Here is a 20592-nt window from a genome sequence, read left to right as displayed (position 1 = left end):
ATATATATGATTGTTTAATTTGGAAAGGAATACAAACTGTGAAAATAGGTGTATTAACTGATAGCTCAAGCTATTTAACAAACGCCCAATGTGATCAATATGGTATTAGAATTCTTGCTTTACCTATTATCTGGGGCGATAAAACTTATTATGATTTAAAAACTATTGGCTACGAAGAATTTTATAAAAAACTAAAAACTGATACGACGCTGCCTACTACCTCTCAACCATCTACTGGAGAAATTCATAAGGCAATTGACTGGTATATTGAAAATGGTTATAGCGATGTAATTGTTATTACTTTATCTAGTGGTATTTCTAATTTTTATCAAACTGTTAGTGCATATGCAAAACAAGAAAATAAAATTAATATTCATCCCTTTGATTCAAAAGTAACTTGTGCAGGTCAAGCAAGTTTGGCTATCTTAGCTGCAAGATTAGTTCAAAATGGTGCAGATCTTGAAACCATTTTAAAAGATCTAAAAGACTTACGATCCACTATAGGGGTTAGATTCATGGTAGATGATTTAAACCATCTAAAAAGAACTGGTCGTTTATCTAATGCATCAAGTTTTATTGGTGGTCTATTAAAAATAAAGCCTATCTTATCTATGGATGTTCAAGGTGAAGGCAAAATATCTGCCATTGGCAAAGAACGCCAAGCAAAAAGAGCTTATCTGAAAATCAAAAATGATTTTGCAAAAGCAATCAAAGATAAAGACTACCCTATTCAAGTGACTATATTTGATGCACTAGATCCTGAAGTCAAAGCCAAATGGGTAGCTGATTATAAGAAAAGTTTCCCTAAAGTTCAAGTTCTTGAATCGATTATTGGACCTGTTGTTGGGGTTCATGTTGGCCAACATTGTATGGCAATTATTTGGTCAAGGGATGTTAATTCTTATTTTAAAAAGTAATTTGTAAACATGTTATTCACGCTTAATCATGTCCAATATTTTGACTAAGCTATGGAAGAGTTGCCGCTGGCTTATCCAGATATGACACCAAATCAAGAAAAGGAATTGAGCTTAGCTAAGTAATTATTACTAGAAGAAGGAAAATATTAAACTAGTTTTGAGATTAAATAGTAAATAATAGAATAATAGCAAAAAAATCCGCCTTTCATATCACAATGAGAGACGGATTTTAAATATCTGATTTTCAAGTATTAATTTTTATATGAGTATGGTAATAAGTTTACAATTTAATATCTACTGTATATTGCCTTGCTGTATACTTTCTTACAGCCAATTATTTTTAACTAAACATTCTGCAATCTGCACCGCATTCCAAGCAGCGCCTTTTAATAAGTTATCAGATACAACCCACATATTAAATGCACCTGTATTTTCTTCATCTGGTCGAATTCTACCAACGAATGTTTCTCTCTTTCCTACCGCATTAATAGGTTGAGGATATAATTGATTACTTGGATCATCTTGTACAACTACTCCAGCTGCTTTGCTTAACAACTTTTTAATATCATTACTAGTAGCTTTGCTATCTGCTACAGTGAAATAAACTGATTCACCATGTGCTATAGGAACAGGAACCCTTACACAAGTTGCAGTTACTTTAATACGCTTATCATTCATATCATTTAACATAATTTTTTTAGTTTCATGGATCATCTTCCATTCTTCATGAGAGTATCCATCTTTTTCAAAGACATCAATTTGGGGCAATAGGTTAAACGCAAGTGGATAATGCTTTTTATCACCTTTGGTTGGCAAAATTTTAGCATCTTCTTGCATATCTTTATCATCTAAATAATCTTGAGCTTCTTTTAGTAGCTCATTTAGTGCCTTTTGTCCTGCACCAGATGCTGCTTGATATGTTGAAACTATTATTTGTTTTAATCCATAAGCTTTTCTAATTGGATTTAATGCAACAACCATTTGAATTGTTGAGCAATTTGGATTGGCAATAATTCCATGATGGTTTTTAATAGCCAATTCATTAACTTCTGGAACCACTAATGGAACATTAGGATCCATTCGATAAGCACTAGTATTATCAACACATACCGCACCTCGTTTTACAGCTTCAGGCAAGAACTTTTTGGATACTGCTCCACCTGCAGAAGATAAAACAATATCTATCCCTTCAAACGATTGAGGTTTAGTCTCTTCTACTATTAATTTTTGTCCTTTGAATTTCAATTTATTTCCTGCAGATCTACTAGAAGCTAATAATTTAAGACTTTTGACTGGAATAGTCGACTGCTCTAATTGCTCAATCATTCTTGTACCAACTGCACCAGTAGCGCCCAAAATTGCTACATTGTATCCATTACTCATAATTATTCCCCCATATGACTAATTATCTGACATAAATTCCTGCATTCGCTCAATTGCTGTATCAATCACAGAATCTGCTGCCGCATAAGATAAGCGCAAATTACCTTCTCCACCCTTACCAAAAGCACTACCAGGAATTACCCCAACTTTTGCATCATATGCTAGTTTAGTCGCAAACGCTGTATCATCTGTTCCAAATCTATCTGGAATTTTTGCAAAAATATAAAATGCTCCATCAGGTAATGCAATTTCAAATCTCATGTCTTTCATTGCTTTTGCTAATTTATCTCGTCTTTTGCGATAGACTTTTTTGAAGTTTTCTGGATCCATATCCCCATTATTAAGCGCCTCAATTGCAGCTCTTTGTGCAGTATCATTAACAGAGGTTACCATAAATGAATGCATCTTTGACATTTCAGAAATAAACTCAGCAGGTCCTGCAACATAACCAATTCTATATCCTGTCATTGCATGAGATTTAGACAATCCACTAATTAAGATAGTTTGCTCAGGTAAAATAGATGCTAATGAATAAAATGGACGTTCATACATTAATGAACTATAAATTTCATCAACAATCGCATAAATATGATGTTTTTTAATCACTTGTGCTAAAGCTTGCAATTCATCTTTAGTATAAGATCTACCAGTTGGATTATTTGGATAATTCAAAATAACTGCTTTAACACTTTCACCTTGTTTATCTAGGACTTTTTCTAAATGATCTGCAGACAATAAATAGTTCTCATCAGATGTATCTACCATCATAACTTGTGCTCCAGTTAGTGCAACACTTGGAAAATATAATGGAAATGTCGGGGTTGGAACAATGACTTTATCACCAGGATTTAACAAAGTCATTGTAGTAGCAGTAATTGCTTCAGTTGCACCTACTGTAACGATGATCTCAGTCTTTGGATTATAATAAACATCCCTTGAACGCTTTAAATAATCACTAATTGCTTGTAATAATTTCTCTTTACCTCGACTTGGAGCATAATGTGAGTCATCTTCTTCAATACTTTTAATTGCGGCTTTTTTGACATGATCTGGAACTGCAAAATCAGGTTCACCAATAGTCAATTTAACTAATCCTGGGATTGCGGAGATTTCGTTATCGAACGCTCTGATTTTTGCCATCGGAACTGACTTTATTTGCTTATTAATGATACTATGTAGTTCTTTTTGTAATTCTGGCATTATCTTGTACCTCTTATAAAATATTCTCTAATCCAATTATGATTTCTGATAAATTATCAATTTTTTCTAGCGTGATTTTGACTCCATTCATAAATGACTTTCGGTCAAATGAATCTTGTCTGATAGTTAACGCTTCACCATTTCCACCAAACAATACTTCTTCATGAGCAATATATCCTGGCAATCTAACTGAATGAATTTTAATTCCATCAATATCGCCACCTCGCACTCCTGGCAAAATTTGAGTTTCATTAGGATTGGTTTCATGTTTTGGTCTGACTTCATCAATTAATTGAGCAGTTTTTAATGCAGTGCCAGATGGAGCATCTTTTTTGCCAGCATGATGCATTTCAATAATTTCTACATCTGGGAAATATTTTGCTGCTTGTTGAGCAAATTTCATCAATAAAACTGCAGAAAGTCCAAAGTTAGCCGCAATTAAGCCACCTAGTTTGTTTTTTTTGCTTAATTCAACTAAATCTTTTTGCTGACTTTCGCTCATTCCAGTGGTTCCAACAATTGGCTTTATTTCATGGTCTAAGGCAAATTTTACATTCTCATAAGCAGCTTTAGGTTGTGTAAAATCAATCCAAATATCAAGATTGTCAGTCTTAATTTGATCTAAATTCTGATAAGTTTTTATATTATCAGCTAGATTATAATTACTTTTATTGTCTTCACTTATGTCTGGAGCTAATGCAGCTTCAATTTGAAAATTAGGCAATGAATTAATCAACTTAATAACTTCTTGTCCCATATTTCCTGTTGCACCTGCAACTAATATATTTTGCATTTTTTATTCACCTAGATTCAAAGGTAAATTACCTGCAAGTGAATTTGTAGGTAATTCTAATTTTTCTTCAAGCATTTGCTTTTCTTGATCGTTTAATGTCATAATCGGCAGCCTGCACCTTCCTACATTAAACCCTTGTGCATTCAACACCGCCTTTATTGGTGATGGAGATGGATACATAAATAGTGCACTCATCTTAGGCGTAAGCCAGCGCTGCAAGCGACCAGCTTGTTGATAGTTATCTTGGTATAATAGATCATACATTTTTCGCATTTGATAAATATAGCTATGACTAGCAACTGAAATTACTCCATCTGCACCTAATACTCTTGCAGTCAGTGCTTGAGAATCTTCACCTGTAAAAATTGCAAAGTTCGGATCACTATTATCAATGATATATTGCAATTCTTCTAAACTCGCACATTGCTTGATCCCTGCTATATTTTCATGATGAGATAATTGAACAATTGTATCTTGATTCATTTTTACGCCTGTTCGACCTGGGATGTTATAGATAATAATAGGCATTTTTGTTGCATTAGCAACTGCATTAAAGTGTGCTAACATCCCTCGCTGATTTGGTTTGTTATACGGTGGCACCACAACCAAAGCATAATCTATCCCTTTGATTTGTGATACTTCATTTGTAAAAGCAATAGTTTCTACAGTGTTATTACTGCCAGTTCCTGCAATTGTTGGAACACGTCCTGCAACAATTTGACCAAACTTTGTATAAAGCTCAATTTTTTCATCATGAGTTAATTCAGGAGTCTCTCCTGTTGTCCCTCCTACTACAAAGCCGTTGCAGCCATGTTCAATTAAATAATTAGTTAAGTTTTCTAATACCTGATAATTGATTTTTCCATTGTCATCAAATGGTGTCACAATTGCAGTCATTAGATCCGCATTTTTTAAATCTGATAAATTCATTTACACTCCTCCATTCTATATTTCAAAAATCCTACAATTTCGTCTACACCTTTTTTAATTGAAGATTCCTTAGGTGTTAAGTCAGCTGAATGCAATTGTGCATCATCTTGAACTCCTAGCCAAAACATTGTTCCTGGAAACTTAGATAATAAAAATCCGAAGTCCTCACCCGTCATTGCAGGTTTAGTTTCAATAAAATCTACATTAGAATTATTTTTCATATAATTAATGAAGTTTTTGGTTAGTTTAGGATTATTTTCAACTGGTAAATACCCACCTTGATTTAACTCTAAGTCAACTTTCATGTTAAAACTCTTATTAATTCCTAGGCAAATCTCTTTTATCCGTTGATCAATTCTTTCAATCATTTCTTGTGTTAATCCGCGAATTGTTCCTTCAATTCGTGCGTGACCAGCAATCACATTTCTAATGTTGCCAACTTGTATTTTTCCTAAAGTGATAACGCCACTTTCAATTGGATCAATATTGCGCGAAATTATCGTTTGGATTTGCATAATTAAATTTGCCATTGCAACAGCGGTATCATTTGCATCTTGTGGGAATGCAGCGTGTCCTCCTTTACCATATAAATCAATATTTACTTCAGTAGTTCCTGCAAATAATGTTCCCATCCTGCAACCAATTGCTCCAGTAGGCAAATCAGGATTATCATGTAAGCCATAAAATTCATCTGGTTTAAATTTGCCAGTAAAAATGCCTAACTCATAGGCTTTTTTCCCACCACTTTCACTTTCTTCAGCAGGTTGGAAAAAAATTAAGATATTATCTTTTGGTTGATGTTCACTAAAATAATTTAATAGTCCTAATGCGACTGTCATATGAATATCATGTCCGCAAGCATGCATAACACCAGGAGTTTTTGAGGTATATTCAAGATTAGTTTTTTCAGATATTGGTAATCCATCAATATCTGCTCTGTAGCCAATTGTTCTTTTTGGACTATAACCTTTAATTAAAACTAATAAGGCAGTAGATAATTCATCAGGGGTTTTGATTTCAAGATATTTTTGATTAAAACTTGAAATTATCTTTAACAGATATTCATGTGTTTTATCTTCTTGCAGTGCAAGTTCAGGAATCTGATGTAAATGTCGCCTAATTTCAATTAATTGCTTTTCACTTAACAAATTACACACTTCCTATATGTTTCTCAAATCATCTTCTAATTTCGTTTTTTTAGAAGTTTTTTGATCAACTTTTTTTATTACTTTACCAGGAACTCCAGCAACTACTGTATATGGTTCAACATCTTTTGTAACTACTGCACCTGCCGCAATTACTGCATTTGCACCAACATGAACTCCTTCAATAATTACCGCATTTGCGCCAACTAAAACATTGTCTTCAACAATTACTGGTTTAGCACTAGCTGGTTCGACTACTCCAGCTAACACTGCACCTGCGCCAATATGACAGTGTTTGCCAACAATTGCTCTTCCTCCCAATACAACTCCCATATCAATCATTGAATTATCACCAATTTCTGCACCAATATTGATTATTGCTCCCATCATAATTACTGCATTATTGCCAATTTTGACTTTATCACGAATAATTGTCCCAGGTTCTATTCTAGCATTAAGATTCTTAATATTAAGCAGAGGTACTGCAGAATTACGTGCAAAATTTTCAATATGATAGTTTTGTATCTCAGCTTTATATTTTTTAAGTAAAGGCTTTATGTCTTTCCAATCACCAAATACTACCCCAGTTGTATTTTCAATGAATGTTTCAACAGTGTTAGGAAATTCTATTTTTGATAAATTACCTTTTAAATAGACTTTGGCAGGTGTTTTTTTAGGTGCATTACTAATGTAATTAATGATTTCTTGTGCATTCAACTCTTCCATAAATCTTTATCCTCCAAATCAATTGTTAGTATATGATTTATCCAAACTAATCAAATCTTCATAAGTTTGTCTTTTGATAACAACTTGTGCTTTTCCATTTTCCGCAAAAACAACTGCGGGTTTTAAATTACGATTGTAATTGGATGCCATGGAATATCCATATGCTCCTGTGTCAAGCATTGCTAAAATATCTCCTGGATGAGTTATTGGCAATGGTTGATCATAGCTCAAGATATCTCCTGACTCACAGTATTTACCAGCTAATTTGACATGCTCTTGTAATTTCTTTTTAGGATCAGATGCCAAAACAGTTTCATATTTTGCTTGATATAATGCTGGGCGAATATTATCTCCCATCCCCCCATCTACTGTCACATATGGTAAATATCTAGGGATATCTTTTCTACTGCCAACAGTATATAAATTATATCCAGCAGGCCCTACTATTGAACGACCAGGTTCAATCCAAATTTCAGGCATTGTCAGCGTAGTTTTTGCTATTTCATGTTTTATTGCATCAATAATTGACTGTACAAAGATTTCTGGAGCAAGTGGTTGATCATCTTTTGTATATTTAATTCCAAATCCGCCCCCTACATTAATGATCTTGCTTTGATAACCAAATTTTTCTTGCCAACTAGCAGCTATTTGGACTAATTTTTGAGCTACTGATTTAAAGCCAACTGTTTCAAAAATCTGTGATCCAATATGTGCATGAAGTCCTTGTAATTTCATTCTTGGTAAATTCAAAACTTGTTTAACAGCTTTATCTGCTTGACCTGATTGTAAATCAAATCCGAATTTACTATCAACTTGACCAGTTTGAATATATTTATTAGTATGAGCTGATATTCCAGGTGCAATTCGGAGTAATACCTTGATTGTTGTATCATAATTTTCTAAAATTTTTTCCAATAATTCAATCTCATAAAAATTATCAATGATTATCATCCCTACTTGATGTTTGACTGCCATTTCTAATTCTTGTTTTGATTTATTATTGCCATGAAAACTCAAATTTTGCATTGGAAATCCAGCCTTGATAGCAGTGTACAATTCCCCACCTGAAACCACATCACTATGAATTCTTTCTTGAGCAATAACCTGATACATTGCAATTGAAGTAAAGGCTTTACTAGCATAGCTAATGACATAAGCAACATTATTTCGCTTGAATACTTGCTTAAATGCATGAATTTGTTTACGGATTTTTTCAACATCGTACACAATTAGTGGAGTTCCATATTCATGCGCTAATTCAATTGCATCACATCCTGCAATTGTTAAATGACCTGCCAAATTGACTTGCTCATCAGTAATTTGCTCATTCATAATAATGTCCTCGCAAAAAATATATAAAAAAATCCACTGTTTGCGCTTAACAAACAGTGGAAACATACCCATTATCAGTTCTCGACAGCGCACCGTAAGTTTTTCTTACGACAGTATATAGTTTATTTAACCATATCCCAGGAAACTTAATTTTGCCATAGTTAAGCCCTTCGGCAACCTCCCTTTTCAATTAACTTCATAACTTTTGGCTAAGCTCAGTTAATTTACTTGTGTTGGTTGCACCTCTTTCGATTTACTCATAGCTTATAAGTGTTCAGTTTAAATGTCAATACCAAAAATGAATTTTATTTACTTATTTTCCGAACATTAAATTACTTGTAACTTGTAAAAAATGTGCTAAAATTTGATTAATTTATTTAAGCAATGTCTTAGATAATCCGACTATAGGGGGATCGAACATGAAAGTTATCAAATTTGGAGGAAGTTCTTTAGCAAGTGGTGAATCTTTTAAAAAAGCAATCAATATCATCACAAGTGATGAAGAACGTCAAGTTGTCGTGGTGTCTGCTCCAGGAAAAAGATTTCCAAATGATACAAAAGTGACTGATTTATTAATTAATTATGCTAATGCGGTTATCAATCATACTAATTTTCAGAAAATTCTAGAGGAGATTTTTAGCCGTTATAAAGAAATTGGTAGCTATTTCAATGTATTTGATCAACTATTCCCTCTTAAAGATCAATTATTATCACTTGCCAAACAATCTTATCCTAATGATGAATATTTACTAGCTGCATTTAAAGCACATGGTGAACATTTAATTGCGCAGCTAATGTCAATTATCCTAAATAAATTAGGCTATAATGCAAAATTTGTTAGTCCAAAAAAAGCAGGAATTACTGTTAGTGGTACCCCAAATAATGCCAGTGTAGTTCCAAAAACTTATGCAGATTTAGGTAGATTTAAAGTTAATAAAAATGAAATTTTAGTTTTTCCAGGATTTTATGGAATTACCTTAGCAGGACATATTGCTACTTTTTCAAGAGGAGGTTCTGACATCACAGGAGCAATTTTAGCTAGAGGGTTACATGCGACAAGTTATGAAAATTTTACAGATGTTGATGCAATTTATTCAGCAAATCCACAAGTTGTAACTAATCCCAAGCCAATTACCAAAATGTCTTATCGAGAAATGAGAGAATTATCTTATGCTGGATTTTCAGTTTTTCATGATGAGGCATTAATCCCTGTTATTCAAGCTAACATTCCAATAAATGTTAGAAATACTAATAATCCAAATGAATTAGGTACTTTTATTGTTCCAGATAAAGATATCAACCCTGCTAATACTATTACTGGTGTAGTAAGTGGCAAACATTTTGCAGCACTGTATTTACACAAGTATTTATTGAATAAACAAACTGGATTTACTTTAAAAATTTTGCAAATTCTAGCTAAATATAATATTTCTTATGAGCATATGCCTTCTGGAATTGATGATATAACTATTATCTTGGATCGTAATGCAGTTAATGATCAGTTAATCGATAAGATTTCAGATGAAATCCAAGAAGCTGTTAATCCAGATCGTTTAGAATGGATTGATAATTATGCAATTATTATGGTTGTTGGCGAAGGTATGCGTAATAAAACTGGAGTTATTAATAATATCTTGACTTCTTTAGCAGATAAAAACATTGCGGTACCGATGATTAATCAAGGGGCTTCACGTATTTCTATAATGATTGGCACATATGATAATGACGCCGATGATGCGGTACGTGCTATTTACCATAGATTTTTTAATTAGGAGATAAATATGACTCAATTATTAAAAGTACACGGTTCTCAAAATTCATTTTTTATTTTGGATCAAACTAAATTAAATAGTCCTTTAACTGATCATGAATTAGTTGAACTCGCCAAAAAAATTACTGATTCAGCTAATAAAGTCTTAAATGGAGCTGATGGATTGTTAGTTGTGAATTGTCCTACTCGAAAAAATTCGATTGCTCAAATGCGGATATTTAATTCAGATGGTAGTGAAGCTTTAATGTGTGGCAATGGTCTTAGAACAGTTGCACGCTATATATCTCAACGTGATCAAGTTGATGATTTTAAAGTTGATACATTAAACACTAGCTTGCAAGTTCATAAAACCGCTGATTTTGCACCTGACGTTCCAGCATTTGGAGTTGAAATTTCACCAGTTAATTTTGATAATAAGGATCTACCCTTTTCGAACTTAGGCCATAAAAGACTCTTAAATACATTAGTGCCAGAACTATCGCCATATCTACGCTTTAGTGCACTTGCAGTGCCTAATCCACATTTGATTAGTTTTGTTGATCAAAAAGAATTAGAAAGTGATACTTTAAAAAAATTGGGGACTTATCTAAATTCTCCTAACCCTTATTTTAGTGATGGAGTAAATGTTAGTTTTGCAAAAATTTTGGGACATAATAGTATTTTTGTGAGAACTTTTGAGCGTGGAGTTGGCTTTACAAATGCTTGTGGGACTGGGATGTCTGCCACAAGTTTGGCATTTGCTTTAATTTATCCTAATTTAGCTGATTTTAATCAAGAAATCAGTGTTTATAATCCAGGTGGAATGGTTAAAACAATCTTGCATTATGACAATAACCATTATTGGATTGAATTAATTGGTAATGCGACAATTACTGATAATGTATCAATTAGTGAAAATGATTTACATAATGCAAATGTAAGAAATTTTGAAAGTAAAAAAACTATCGAACAAATCGCTTATGAAAATTTTGTAGATAAATTACCTAAATAAAAAATGTTGACGATACTCCATTAAAATGAGTACTATCAACATTTTATTTTTTTACAAGACTTTTGACAAGAATTCTTTAGCACGTTGGTTATTAGGATGCTCGAAAACGTCATCTGGTTTACCTTTTTCTAAAATATAGCCATCTGCCATAAACCATAGCTCATCTGCCACTTCACGTGCAAAATTCATTTCATGAGTTACCACGACCATAGTCATTCCAGATTCGGCTAAGTCTTTCATAGTTTTTAAAACTTCTCCTACCATTTCTGGATCAAGTGCACTAGTTGGTTCATCAAACAACATCATTTCAGGCTTCATTGCAAGTGCTCTTGCGATTGCTACACGCTGCTGCTGACCACCAGATAAGCTAGTAGGATATTGATTAGCTTTATCTTTTAACCCAACTTTTTCTAATAAATCTAATGCTAATTCAGTCGCTGTTTTATCATCAAGATTTTTAACTTTCATTGGAGCTAATTTAATATTTTCAATTACATTCATATTAGGAAAAAGATTGAAGTTTTGAAATACCATCCCCATCTTTTCTCGTAATTCATCTAATTTCTTTCCTTCACCTAATTTTGCTAAATCGGTTCCATCAAAAATTATCTGACCAGAAGTTGGATGCTCTAACATATTCAAGCAACGCAAGAAAGTACTTTTCCCAGATCCAGATGGGCCTATAATACAAATAACTTGTTTTTTATCAACTGAAGCGGTGATGTCTTTTAGTACTTCAGTTTTTCCAAAATTCTTTTTTAAATGCTTAACTTCAATCATTTTATTCATGGTAGTTCATCCGTCTTTCAAAATAGCCTAATATTCTTGATAAGGTAAAGGTCATTACAAAGTAAATAATCATAGCAATAAATAATGGTAAAACTCCTCGATATGTTGAAGTTTGAATTAGTTCCGTCTGATACATTAATTCAGTAACCCCAATAACAGAAACTAGTGAACTATCTTTTAATAAAGTAATAAATTCATTACCTAATGCAGGCCAGATGTTTTTCAAAGCTTGCGGAATTATTACATATCTATAAGTTTTTGATTGACTTAATCCAAGTGAGCGAGCTGCTTCAGTTTGACCTTTAGCAATTGAATTAATTCCTGACCTAATATCTTCTGCAACATACGCTCCTGAATTCAATCCAATTGCAATTGTTCCAGCTACAACAGCTGACATATTAGATATTAAAGTTCCAATACCAAAATATACAAATAAAATTTGCACTAATTGAGGAGTCCCTCTAACAAATTCGATATAGCAAACCGCAATCCAATGTAAGACTTTATTGCTTGATAATCTCATTAAAGCTAGTCCCATTCCTAGAATTACACCAATTAATACAGAAAATACCGTAATTATTAGTGTATATTCAACACCTTGAACAAAATATGGAGCATACTTCATCATAGTATTACTTTTTTGTGAAGTCTTCATGTATTTAGCAGCTTCTGGAAGATATTTTTTATTAATCAAATCTTGTTTTTGAACTCGATTAATTGTTTTATTCACTGCCTTTAACATACCAGGCTGACCTTTAGCAATCGCAACAGCATTACCAGTTTGGTCTTCTTTTAGATCTGATCTCACAGCAATTAAGTTTTTATTATTGGTTTGATATGCATGGGATGTCAATTCATCCATAACAATTCCATCAATCTTGCCAGATTGCAAAGCTAAAACCAAATTATTAATTTTATCTAACCCTTTGTAATGTGACTTAGTCATTTGATCTTTAATCAGTTGTGCTTGAATACTACCAGTTTGTGCACCTATATTTTTTCCATCAAAATCCTTGATAGTTTTATATTTATTTTTGTCTTTTTTATTAATTAAGAAATATTCGCCAGAAGCTTTATAATAAATCTTTGAAAAATCAACACTTTTTGCACGTTCAGGTGAAGGTGACATGCCTGCAATGACCATATCAACTTTTCCTGTTTCAAGAGCTACTAAAAGTGATTCAAAACTCATATTTTTTACGACTAGTTTTGCATGTAAATCCTTAGCAATTTCTTTGGCTAATTCAATATCTACACCAACATATTTTGTCTTACCATTCTCACTAGTTGTAAATTCTAATGGTGGATAATCAGCAGATGTCCCAACAACTAATGTATGCGTCTGCTCTACTTTTTTCAAAATTGTTCCATTACCTACTTTTTTTGATGCAGCACTTGCTGGAATCGCAAATGATAAAAATAACGAAACAATTGTAACTAAACCAATAATTAAATTGATAAATTTCATTAATTTAAATTTATTCATACTACCACCACATATATATTTTAAAAACTAAATCTTAAATGATTTAGTTTCAATTGAAGTCAATTATAACAAACTTTTTTCTAAATGCATTATCTTTTTTAACACTATTTCTAACATGTACATTTATAATGTTTCACAAATCTATATTTTTTATATAAATAAAAATAAGCCAATATAAAATGCTTATATATCAGCTTTTAATTGACTTATTTTTAGTGAATTGAGTATAAGTGCATAACTTTTTTCATTCAGTTCGATATGTATATTTTATTGAATTATCAATGATTTTTATTACTATACAAAATTGAAAATGTTGATTTTATATAGTCGAAAAAGTTTCACAATTATTTTCTTGCACGTTCAGCATTTAATTCAGCTATTTTGATCATGACATCAACTGCTTTATACATTGACTCTAAAACAGTATATTCATAACGACCATGCATATTTTCTTCACCTGCAAATAAATTTGGACAAGGTAGTCCCATATAAGTTAATTGAGAACCATCAGTACCACCGCGAACTGGATCTTCATTAATTGTAAGACCCTCTGCTTTATATGCATCCCTTGCTAAATCAACAACATCCATATGCTTTTTAAGCTCATCTGCCATATTGTAATATTGATCGTGCATTTCTAGCTTGATTCGTTCAACTCCAAAATCATCATTCATCTTTTTAACAATTGATTTGACTAAACTCTTACGTTTTTCCAAGCCATCTCGTTCAAAATCTCGAATAATGTAGTCCATATGAGCATTATCAACTGTTCCAGAAAAGTTAAAGATATGATAAAATCCTTCTCTACCAGAAGTATGTTCAGGAACTTCATTTTGTGGTATTTGATTATGGAAATTAATCCCTACTTGAATCGCATTGATCATTTGCCCTTTAGCTACAGCTGGATGAACATTAACTCCTTGAATATCTAAACTAAATTGTGCTGCGCTGAATGTACCCCAATCTAATTTTCCAGGACCTTCCCCATCTACTGTATAAGCAAATTTTGCACCAAAATCAGCTACATCAAAATGTTCAGCTCCAGTACCAATCTCTTCATCTGGAGTGAAGGCTAACTTGATAATACCATGTTTGATCTCAGGATGGTTTAAAAGATATTGTGCAAATGTTACTAATTCACTAACACCACACTTATCATCTCCACCAAGTAAAGTATCACCAGAAGCAGTAATGATTGTTTGACCTTTGTATTTTTTCAAATTAGGAAAAACGGCAGGATCTAAATAAAATTCAGAATTACCCAAACGAATTTTAGATTTTCCATCATAGTTTTCATGAACCTGTGGCTTGATATCAACTGAATTAAAATCGGCTGTATCACAGTGTGCCAAAAATCCCATTACAGGAACATCGTAATTTACATTACTTGGAATTTCAGCAATTACTGCACCTGCTTTTTTATTATAGTGAACATCACTTAATCCGAGATCTTCTAAATCTTTCATAACAACCTTTTGAAATTTTACTTCTCTTTCAGTCGAAGGAAAACGGTCTGAATGTTCATCAGAGCGTGAATTGATTTTTACATATTTTAAAAATCTAGGTAATAATTCTGGATATTTCATAATAAAATTCTCCTAACTATAATTCTTCAAACGGATTAGTTGAAACTTTTGATGGAATAATATTAACTTTCCATTCTTCAATTTGATTCCAATCGGTTAAAAGCTGTGCCATCTTTTTAGTAAATAATACTTCAGTATAATGCCCTGGGTCAACTACGCATAAACCGTTTGAAATAATATCGTGACCAGTATGGTAATAAATATCTCCTGTTACAAAGGCATCCATTTTATCTTTAACTGCCTGCATAAAATATTTACTACCATCTCCGCAGATTAAAGCAACTTTACGAATTTTTTTAGAATGACTTGGTGAAATCAAACGAACATTTTTAATATGCATTTTTTCTTCAACATATTTTGCAAAGTCATATGCATTCATTTCATGATCTAATATCCCTTTGCGTCCAATTGCAATTCCATCTGTGTCAGGACAAAAACCAGTGACTTCTTGCAAGCCTAATTCTTGTGCTTCCCAATCACTTGATCCATTTTGTGCTTTATCTGAATTAGTATGGATTGAATATACAGTAATATTATTTTTTAAGATATCAGCATACATTTGATTTTGCGGATTAGCTAGATCTAGATTTTTTGCTGGCCGAAACATTACAGGATGATGGCTAATTATTAAATCCGCATTTTCTTTTATTGCTTCTTTAACTACATTAGGTCTAACATCTAGCGTGGTCATAATAGATGAAACTTCTTGGTTTAAATTACCTATCTGTAATCCGACTGGATCTCCAACAGATGCAATTTCTTTTGGAAAATCTTGCTCTAATCTATCAACTATTGTCTGAACTGTTGTCATCTTAATACCTCTTGAATCATTTCAATTAATTGTTCAACTTGCTGGAGCTTATTTGAATCAACATTTTTAGCTTTTAATAAGTTGGATTTTAAATTTTGATAATATCTTAATTGATTGGTCCATTTTTTGATGAAAATTCTAGTCTTATTTTTTAATAAGTATGGTCCAAATTCGATTTCTTTTTGAGTTAAGTTAATTTGTATATTACTTAGTTTTGCTCGAATCAATTCATAGACATGCCCCCCTGTATCAATGATTTGTTCAGCTTCAATCTTATAATTATTATCAACTAACCATGTTCTTACTACTGGCTCACCAACATTGGGTTCCAAGATTAAATTCTTAAATGGAGCTAACTTGTTTTCTGTTAATAATTGAACCATTAACTTACCACCCATACCCGCAATAATTATAGTATCAATGTTGTCGTTGTGTCTTATAGTTGATAACCCAGAACCAAGCCTTGTGTCAATTTTTTTGGACAATCCAGCTTCTTTGATATCATTTCTAGCATTTTTTAGTGGCCCTTTTGCAACATCACTAGCTATAGCAAAAGATATTTTTTTATTTTTAATTAAGTCAATTGGTAAATATGCATGATCCGTACCAATATCAGCAATGCGAGCATTAGGGGCAACCATGCTAGCAATTGTTGATAATCTAGCTTCTAACATGAACTTCACTTCCTTATTAAACTTAATTATATCAAACTATTGAGCTAATTTTGGACTTAAAAAAACTCAGAACATAATCCGTTCTGAGCAATTTAAGTTATTTTGCAAATCCAGTCATAATACTACCACCGACTATTAGTAAAATGCCGATTACCACATATAACATTTCCTTTTTGGTCTTTGATTCATGCAAAATCCAAATACCACCAAAAGTAGATAATACAGCACTAAGTTGACTGTAAATAAAGGCATTTGTAACACCATTTTGTTTAACTGAAAATAGATAAAACAATGTACCTATACTAAATTCAATACCAGCTAAAATGTTTCTCAAAATAATACGATCACTATATACCTTAGTTGAATGTGTTGCTAAAACATAAATACTTGTCGCAACTAACACACCAAGCATTTCAGGAAAAATATAGTTTAATCCTGTAATATGTGAATTTACTTGAGTTGAAATAAACTTAGGAAAACTTGAATATGCCCAATAACCAATTGTAGTAGTTAATAAAAAGATTATATTTTGAGCATTAGTTGAACCTTTAGCTGGATCTTCACTTTTTGAGCTAAGAACTACACCAACAACTACTAATGCTAAAGCTATAAATCCAACAACTTTAGCAGTGGCAGTTGGCCATTCACCAAAAATTAAAACTCCAATTAATGAATTACCTACTAATTGAAATCCAGTTGATAATGGAATCGTTCCACTAACACCAATTCTAGTAAAGGATATAAACTGTCCAATCTGTCCAATTGTCCAAAGGGCACCTGCCACAAATGCAAGTAACCATACTTTTGTATCAACTGTAGGTCGAGTTAATACAAAAATCAAAAGCCCCATTAAAGAAGCTCCAATTCCCATACCTGCTACCTGACTAGATGGTGATCCTTTAACAGTTAGTGGAATTAGTCCCCAACCTAGGATATTAACTAATGCAATTAATAATGCTGCCATATAATATTTTCTCCATTTATTTATAAATTTATTTCACTTAACAAGCAAAAAACTCGATTCTAAAAACACTTTAGAATCAAGTTTTTATTATTTGAAATATATTTTATCTTCTAACTTTTAGTAAGTCAATACTTTGAATTAATCCATGAAGTCTTTCAATTGATTTGAACGACTTGGATGACGCAATTTTCTTAAAGCCTTTGCTTCTATTTGACGAATTCGCTCGCGGGTAACACCAAATACTTTACCTACTTCTTCTAAAGTTCTAGTACGTCCATCATCTAAACCAAAACGAAGTCTTAAAACATTTTCTTCTCTATCAGTCAATGTGTCTAATACCTGTTCTAGCTGTTCTTTTAACATTTCATATGAGGCATGTTGTTCAGGAGATGTCGCGTCCTTATCTTCAATAAAGTCACCCAAGTGAGAATCATCTTCTTCACCAATAGGTGTTTCCAAAGATACTGGTTCTTGTGCAATCTTCAAGATATCACGTACTTTATCTGTAGACATATCCATTTCCGCACCGATTTCTTCAGGAGTTGGTTCACGACCCAAATCTTGCAGTAATTGTCTTTGAATTCGAATCAATTTATTAATTGTTTCAACCATATGAACAGGAATTCTAATGGTTCTAGCTTGATCAGCAATAGCACGCGTGATTGCTTGTCTAATCCACCAAGTAGCATAAGTTGAAAACTTAAATCCAAGCTTGTAGTTAAACTTATCTACAGCTTTCATTAATCCCATATTACCTTCTTGGATTAAATCTAAGAATTGCATACCACGTCCAACATATCTTTTAGCAATTGAAACAACCAAACGTAAGTTAGCTTCAGCTAATTCTTGTTTGGCTTCTTCATCACCATCTTGAATGCGTTTTGCTAAAGCAATTTCTTGATCTGCATTTAATAATGAAACTCGCCCAATTTCTTTCAGATACATTCTAACTGGATCGCTCATTCTTACACTAGATGGTGCAGACATATCCTTCAATTCTGCTTTTTCAACATCTTTTTGCTTTTTCAAAGCCAACTTTGAAGGTTCGCCATTTTCGTCGACAATACTAATTCCATTATCTTCAAATTCTTGAACCAATTGGTCTACTGCTTTTCCTTCTAGTTTATATGGAGTTACTAAACGATCTACAAATTCCGATTCTGAAATTTCTTTTGATTTTTTTACTTCTTTAACTACTTGTTTGACTACTTTGTCTAAACTTTCTTTAACTTCAGGAGTAGAAGTCGTTGTTTCTGCTGTTTTCGTAGTCTTTTTTTCTACCATTAAAAAGCCTCCTCTAGCTTTGACTTCTTTTTAACGTTAATATTTGTTGCGTAATTTTCAGCACTTTTGCTTGATCATCTACTGCTTTTGCTTCCTGCAACTGATTTAATAAACGTCTGATTTGTTGACTGATATGTTGCTGAGCAAAGCTGTTCATTTGATCATCTAATTCGCGTTGACTAAATTCTTCTGGCATTGGAGTCATTTCCATGTTTACTATTATACCTTGTAATTGTTCAGGAATAAAATCTAAGAAACTATTTATGGTTGTATTATTATGCGTTTCCATAAAATTTAGCCAATATTCAGCAAGTTTAGCATAATTTTCATCTGGAAACAAAAAATGTTTACTTAATAAATAATCTCTTGCCTTTTCTGAATGAATAAATAGATATAACAAACGTAATAATTGACGATTATTTGTATTTGGTATATTGGGCTGATCTTGAACTGGTAGTTCTTGATTTTGAATATAAGGCGTTGAAGCAACATGTTGCTTTACACGACGTAATTTTCTACTTGCCCTAATTAAGTTAACTTTTAAGGAGTCTTTTGATACATCAGTCTGCTTAGCAATTTTTACTAAATATAAATCACGTGCGACAGGATCTGGTAATTGAGCAACTAAATTAATTGCTTCATCAATGTAAGCTAACTTTTCTCGATCATTATCAAAATTATATTTTTTGCTTGATTGATTTAATAAGAAATCTGTTGTCGATATAGCATTTTTTACCGCATGTTGATATTTATCAATACCATATTTTTTTACATATTCATCTGGATCAAGGTTATCTGGCAAAACAACAATTCCTAAATTAAAGTGGCCTGCTTTATCAAATAATCTAGTTGCTCGCTCCATTGCATGTATTCCAGGTGCATCTCCATCGTAATTCAAAATGATATTTGGGGTGACTCGCCGCAGCATATACACTTGTTCATCAGTCAAACTAGTACCCATTGAAGCAATTCCAGATTTTACGCCAGCTTTATATCCAGCAATAACATCCATATAACCTTCATATAAAACAAGGTGTTTTTCTTTTCTTGACTCTTTTTTAGCTTCCGCAAAATGAAATAATACCTTTGACTTGGTGAAAATTTCAGTTTCGGGACTATTTAAATATTTAGCAATTTCTTTATCATTGCTTAATCTTCTACCAGAAAAGCCAACTATTTGCCCTAATTCATCAGTCAATGGAAATATTAACCGATCTCGAAACCGATCAAATAATTGTCCACTTTGACTTTGTGCAAACAAGCCACTTTTTATTAAGTCGCTTTCTGAAAAGCCTTGATCTTTTAAATACTTTAATAATAAATCTTGACTATCAGGAGCATACCCAATTTGAAAATGCTCTATTAATTCAGTATTTAAACCGCGATCAGTCGCATAATCTAATGCTTTTTGGCCAACTTTTGTATTTAATAATACATGATGAAAAAAGACATTTGCTTGTGCTTGAACTTTTTTTAATGGACTTAAAGGCTTTACTTGATGATTATATCCTGAAGGCATCGCAATATGCGCCATTTGTGCAACTTTTTCAACACTTTCAGGAAAAGTCAGATTATCCTTATCCATTAAAAACTTAAATACATTTCCACCACGACCACATCCAAAACATTTAAAAAATTGTTTACCTTCACTAACAGTGAAAGATGGTGTTTTTTCTTGATGAAATGGACATAAACCTACATAATCTTTGCCCTTTTTTTCTAAAGAAACATATTGGCTGATTACATCAACAATATTGACACTTGATCGAACTTCATCGATAAAACTCTCTGGAATTCGTCCTGCCATTTA

Annotated in this window: 18 protein-coding genes and 1 riboswitch; of the genes, 3 read left to right on the top strand and 15 right to left on the bottom strand. The window is 32.5% G+C overall.

Annotation, left to right across the window (positions count from 1 at the left end; all coding sequences use genetic code 11):
- The first annotated feature begins 38 nt into the window (after positions 1-38).
- Positions 39-917: a DegV family protein gene (locus AC38BG_RS05580; RefSeq protein WP_489936877.1), complete on the top strand. Its 879-nt coding sequence runs from the start codon at positions 39-41 to the stop codon at positions 915-917.
- 324 nt (positions 918-1241) lie between these two features.
- Here the strand turns inward: AC38BG_RS05580 and AC38BG_RS05575 are convergent, their stop codons facing one another.
- The 7 genes from AC38BG_RS05575 to lysA are packed head-to-tail and all read right to left on the bottom strand — an operon-like array spanning position 1242 to position 8426.
- Positions 1242-2300, bottom strand: a complete 1059-nt coding sequence (locus tag AC38BG_RS05575) for an aspartate-semialdehyde dehydrogenase (RefSeq protein WP_489936876.1) — start codon at positions 2298-2300, stop codon at positions 1242-1244.
- Positions 2301-2318: 18 nt separating this feature from the next.
- Entirely contained in the window at positions 2319-3500 is a 1182-nt protein-coding gene (locus AC38BG_RS05570; RefSeq protein WP_489936875.1) for an aminotransferase class I/II-fold pyridoxal phosphate-dependent enzyme, read from the bottom strand.
- Between the two features lie 13 nt (positions 3501-3513).
- A complete protein-coding gene (gene dapB / locus AC38BG_RS05565) occupies positions 3514-4293 on the bottom strand; it encodes a 4-hydroxy-tetrahydrodipicolinate reductase (RefSeq protein ID WP_489936874.1) in 780 nt (259 codons plus the stop codon).
- Between the two features lie 3 nt (positions 4294-4296).
- Positions 4297-5223 (bottom strand): 4-hydroxy-tetrahydrodipicolinate synthase, encoded by a 927-nt coding sequence (dapA, locus tag AC38BG_RS05560; RefSeq protein WP_489936873.1) that lies wholly within the window; start codon positions 5221-5223, stop codon positions 4297-4299.
- Entirely contained in the window at positions 5220-6371 is a 1152-nt protein-coding gene (locus tag AC38BG_RS05555) for an N-acetyldiaminopimelate deacetylase (RefSeq protein WP_489936872.1), read from the bottom strand. Before AC38BG_RS05555 ends, dapA begins: the two co-directional genes overlap by 4 nt.
- 12 nt (positions 6372-6383) lie before the next feature.
- A complete protein-coding gene (gene dapD / locus AC38BG_RS05550; protein WP_489936871.1) occupies positions 6384-7094 on the bottom strand; it encodes a 2,3,4,5-tetrahydropyridine-2,6-dicarboxylate N-acetyltransferase in 711 nt (236 codons plus the stop codon).
- 18 nt (positions 7095-7112) lie between these two features.
- Positions 7113-8426: a diaminopimelate decarboxylase gene (gene lysA / locus AC38BG_RS05545; RefSeq protein ID WP_489936870.1), complete on the bottom strand. Its 1314-nt coding sequence runs from the start codon at positions 8424-8426 to the stop codon at positions 7113-7115.
- Positions 8427-8503: 77 nt separating this feature from the next.
- A riboswitch (Lysine riboswitch) is annotated at positions 8504-8682 on the bottom strand.
- 163 nt (positions 8683-8845) lie between these two features.
- On the opposite strand from lysA, the gene AC38BG_RS05540 reads away from it, so the two are divergent.
- Positions 8846-10198 (top strand): aspartate kinase, encoded by a 1353-nt coding sequence (locus AC38BG_RS05540; RefSeq protein WP_489936869.1) that lies wholly within the window; start codon positions 8846-8848, stop codon positions 10196-10198.
- Positions 10199-10207: 9 nt separating this feature from the next.
- Complete coding sequence (gene dapF, locus AC38BG_RS05535) at positions 10208-11188, top strand: diaminopimelate epimerase (protein WP_489936868.1); 981 nt, start codon at positions 10208-10210, stop codon at positions 11186-11188.
- A 51-nt stretch (positions 11189-11239) separates the two neighbouring features.
- On the opposite strand, the gene AC38BG_RS05530 is transcribed toward dapF, so the two are convergent.
- The 8 genes from AC38BG_RS05530 to dnaG form a co-directional block, all read right to left on the bottom strand.
- Positions 11240-11977 carry an amino acid ABC transporter ATP-binding protein gene (locus tag AC38BG_RS05530; protein ID WP_489936867.1) on the bottom strand — a complete coding sequence of 246 codons (738 nt, stop codon included), beginning with the start codon at positions 11975-11977 and terminating at the stop codon, positions 11240-11242.
- Positions 11970-13463: an ABC transporter substrate-binding protein/permease gene (locus tag AC38BG_RS05525; RefSeq protein ID WP_489936866.1), complete on the bottom strand. Its 1494-nt coding sequence runs from the start codon at positions 13461-13463 to the stop codon at positions 11970-11972. The genes AC38BG_RS05530 and AC38BG_RS05525 overlap by 8 nt, the downstream gene beginning before the upstream one ends.
- A 344-nt stretch (positions 13464-13807) precedes the next feature.
- Positions 13808-15049, bottom strand: a complete 1242-nt coding sequence (gene pepT / locus AC38BG_RS05520; protein ID WP_489936865.1) for a peptidase T — start codon at positions 15047-15049, stop codon at positions 13808-13810.
- A 16-nt stretch (positions 15050-15065) separates the two neighbouring features.
- Positions 15066-15860, bottom strand: coding sequence for a Nif3-like dinuclear metal center hexameric protein (locus tag AC38BG_RS05515; RefSeq protein WP_489936864.1), 795 nt, complete (start codon positions 15858-15860; stop codon positions 15066-15068).
- Positions 15857-16534, bottom strand: a complete 678-nt coding sequence (locus AC38BG_RS05510; protein ID WP_489936863.1) for a tRNA (adenine(22)-N(1))-methyltransferase — start codon at positions 16532-16534, stop codon at positions 15857-15859. Before AC38BG_RS05510 ends, AC38BG_RS05515 begins: the two co-directional genes overlap by 4 nt.
- A 97-nt stretch (positions 16535-16631) precedes the next feature.
- Positions 16632-17498 carry a GRP family sugar transporter gene (locus AC38BG_RS05505; RefSeq protein WP_489936862.1) on the bottom strand — a complete coding sequence of 289 codons (867 nt, stop codon included), beginning with the start codon at positions 17496-17498 and terminating at the stop codon, positions 16632-16634.
- A 138-nt stretch (positions 17499-17636) separates the two neighbouring features.
- On the bottom strand, positions 17637-18782 hold the full coding sequence (gene rpoD / locus AC38BG_RS05500; RefSeq protein ID WP_489936861.1) for an RNA polymerase sigma factor RpoD: 1146 nt from the start codon (positions 18780-18782) through the stop codon (positions 17637-17639).
- A gap of 13 nt (positions 18783-18795) precedes the next feature.
- Positions 18796-20589, bottom strand: a complete 1794-nt coding sequence (gene dnaG / locus AC38BG_RS05495; protein WP_489936860.1) for a DNA primase — start codon at positions 20587-20589, stop codon at positions 18796-18798.
- Positions 20590-20592: the final 3 nt, after the last annotated feature.

The organism is Lactobacillus sp. M44 (assembly GCF_058130005.1).
The sequence above is the reverse complement of the archived record's forward strand: the minus strand, read 5'-3'. Positions and strand labels throughout refer to the sequence as shown.

Excerpts from the sequence above, each read along its gene's own strand:
- AC38BG_RS05575 (WP_489936876.1), bottom strand. The coding sequence starts at position 2,300 with ATGAGTAATGGATACAATGTAGCAATTTTGGGCGCTACTGGTGCAGTT.
- AC38BG_RS05570 (WP_489936875.1), bottom strand. The coding sequence starts at position 3,500 with ATGCCAGAATTACAAAAAGAACTACATAGTATCATTAATAAGCAAATA.
- dapB (WP_489936874.1), bottom strand. The coding sequence starts at position 4,293 with ATGCAAAATATATTAGTTGCAGGTGCAACAGGAAATATGGGACAAGAA.
- dapA (WP_489936873.1), bottom strand. The coding sequence starts at position 5,223 with ATGAATTTATCAGATTTAAAAAATGCGGATCTAATGACTGCAATTGTG.
- dapD (WP_489936871.1), bottom strand. The coding sequence starts at position 7,094 with ATGGAAGAGTTGAATGCACAAGAAATCATTAATTACATTAGTAATGCA.
- lysA (WP_489936870.1), bottom strand. The coding sequence starts at position 8,426 with ATGAATGAGCAAATTACTGATGAGCAAGTCAATTTGGCAGGTCATTTA.
- AC38BG_RS05540 (WP_489936869.1), top strand. The coding sequence starts at position 8,846 with ATGAAAGTTATCAAATTTGGAGGAAGTTCTTTAGCAAGTGGTGAATCT.
- dapF (WP_489936868.1), top strand. The coding sequence starts at position 10,208 with ATGACTCAATTATTAAAAGTACACGGTTCTCAAAATTCATTTTTTATT.
- AC38BG_RS05530 (WP_489936867.1), bottom strand. The coding sequence starts at position 11,977 with ATGAATAAAATGATTGAAGTTAAGCATTTAAAAAAGAATTTTGGAAAA.
- AC38BG_RS05525 (WP_489936866.1), bottom strand. The coding sequence starts at position 13,463 with ATGAATAAATTTAAATTAATGAAATTTATCAATTTAATTATTGGTTTA.
- pepT (WP_489936865.1), bottom strand. The coding sequence starts at position 15,049 with ATGAAATATCCAGAATTATTACCTAGATTTTTAAAATATGTAAAAATC.
- AC38BG_RS05515 (WP_489936864.1), bottom strand. The coding sequence starts at position 15,860 with ATGACAACAGTTCAGACAATAGTTGATAGATTAGAGCAAGATTTTCCA.
- AC38BG_RS05510 (WP_489936863.1), bottom strand. The coding sequence starts at position 16,534 with ATGTTAGAAGCTAGATTATCAACAATTGCTAGCATGGTTGCCCCTAAT.
- AC38BG_RS05505 (WP_489936862.1), bottom strand. The coding sequence starts at position 17,498 with ATGGCAGCATTATTAATTGCATTAGTTAATATCCTAGGTTGGGGACTA.
- rpoD (WP_489936861.1), bottom strand. The coding sequence starts at position 18,782 with ATGGTAGAAAAAAAGACTACGAAAACAGCAGAAACAACGACTTCTACT.
- dnaG (WP_489936860.1), bottom strand. The coding sequence starts at position 20,589 with ATGGCAGGACGAATTCCAGAGAGTTTTATCGATGAAGTTCGATCAAGT.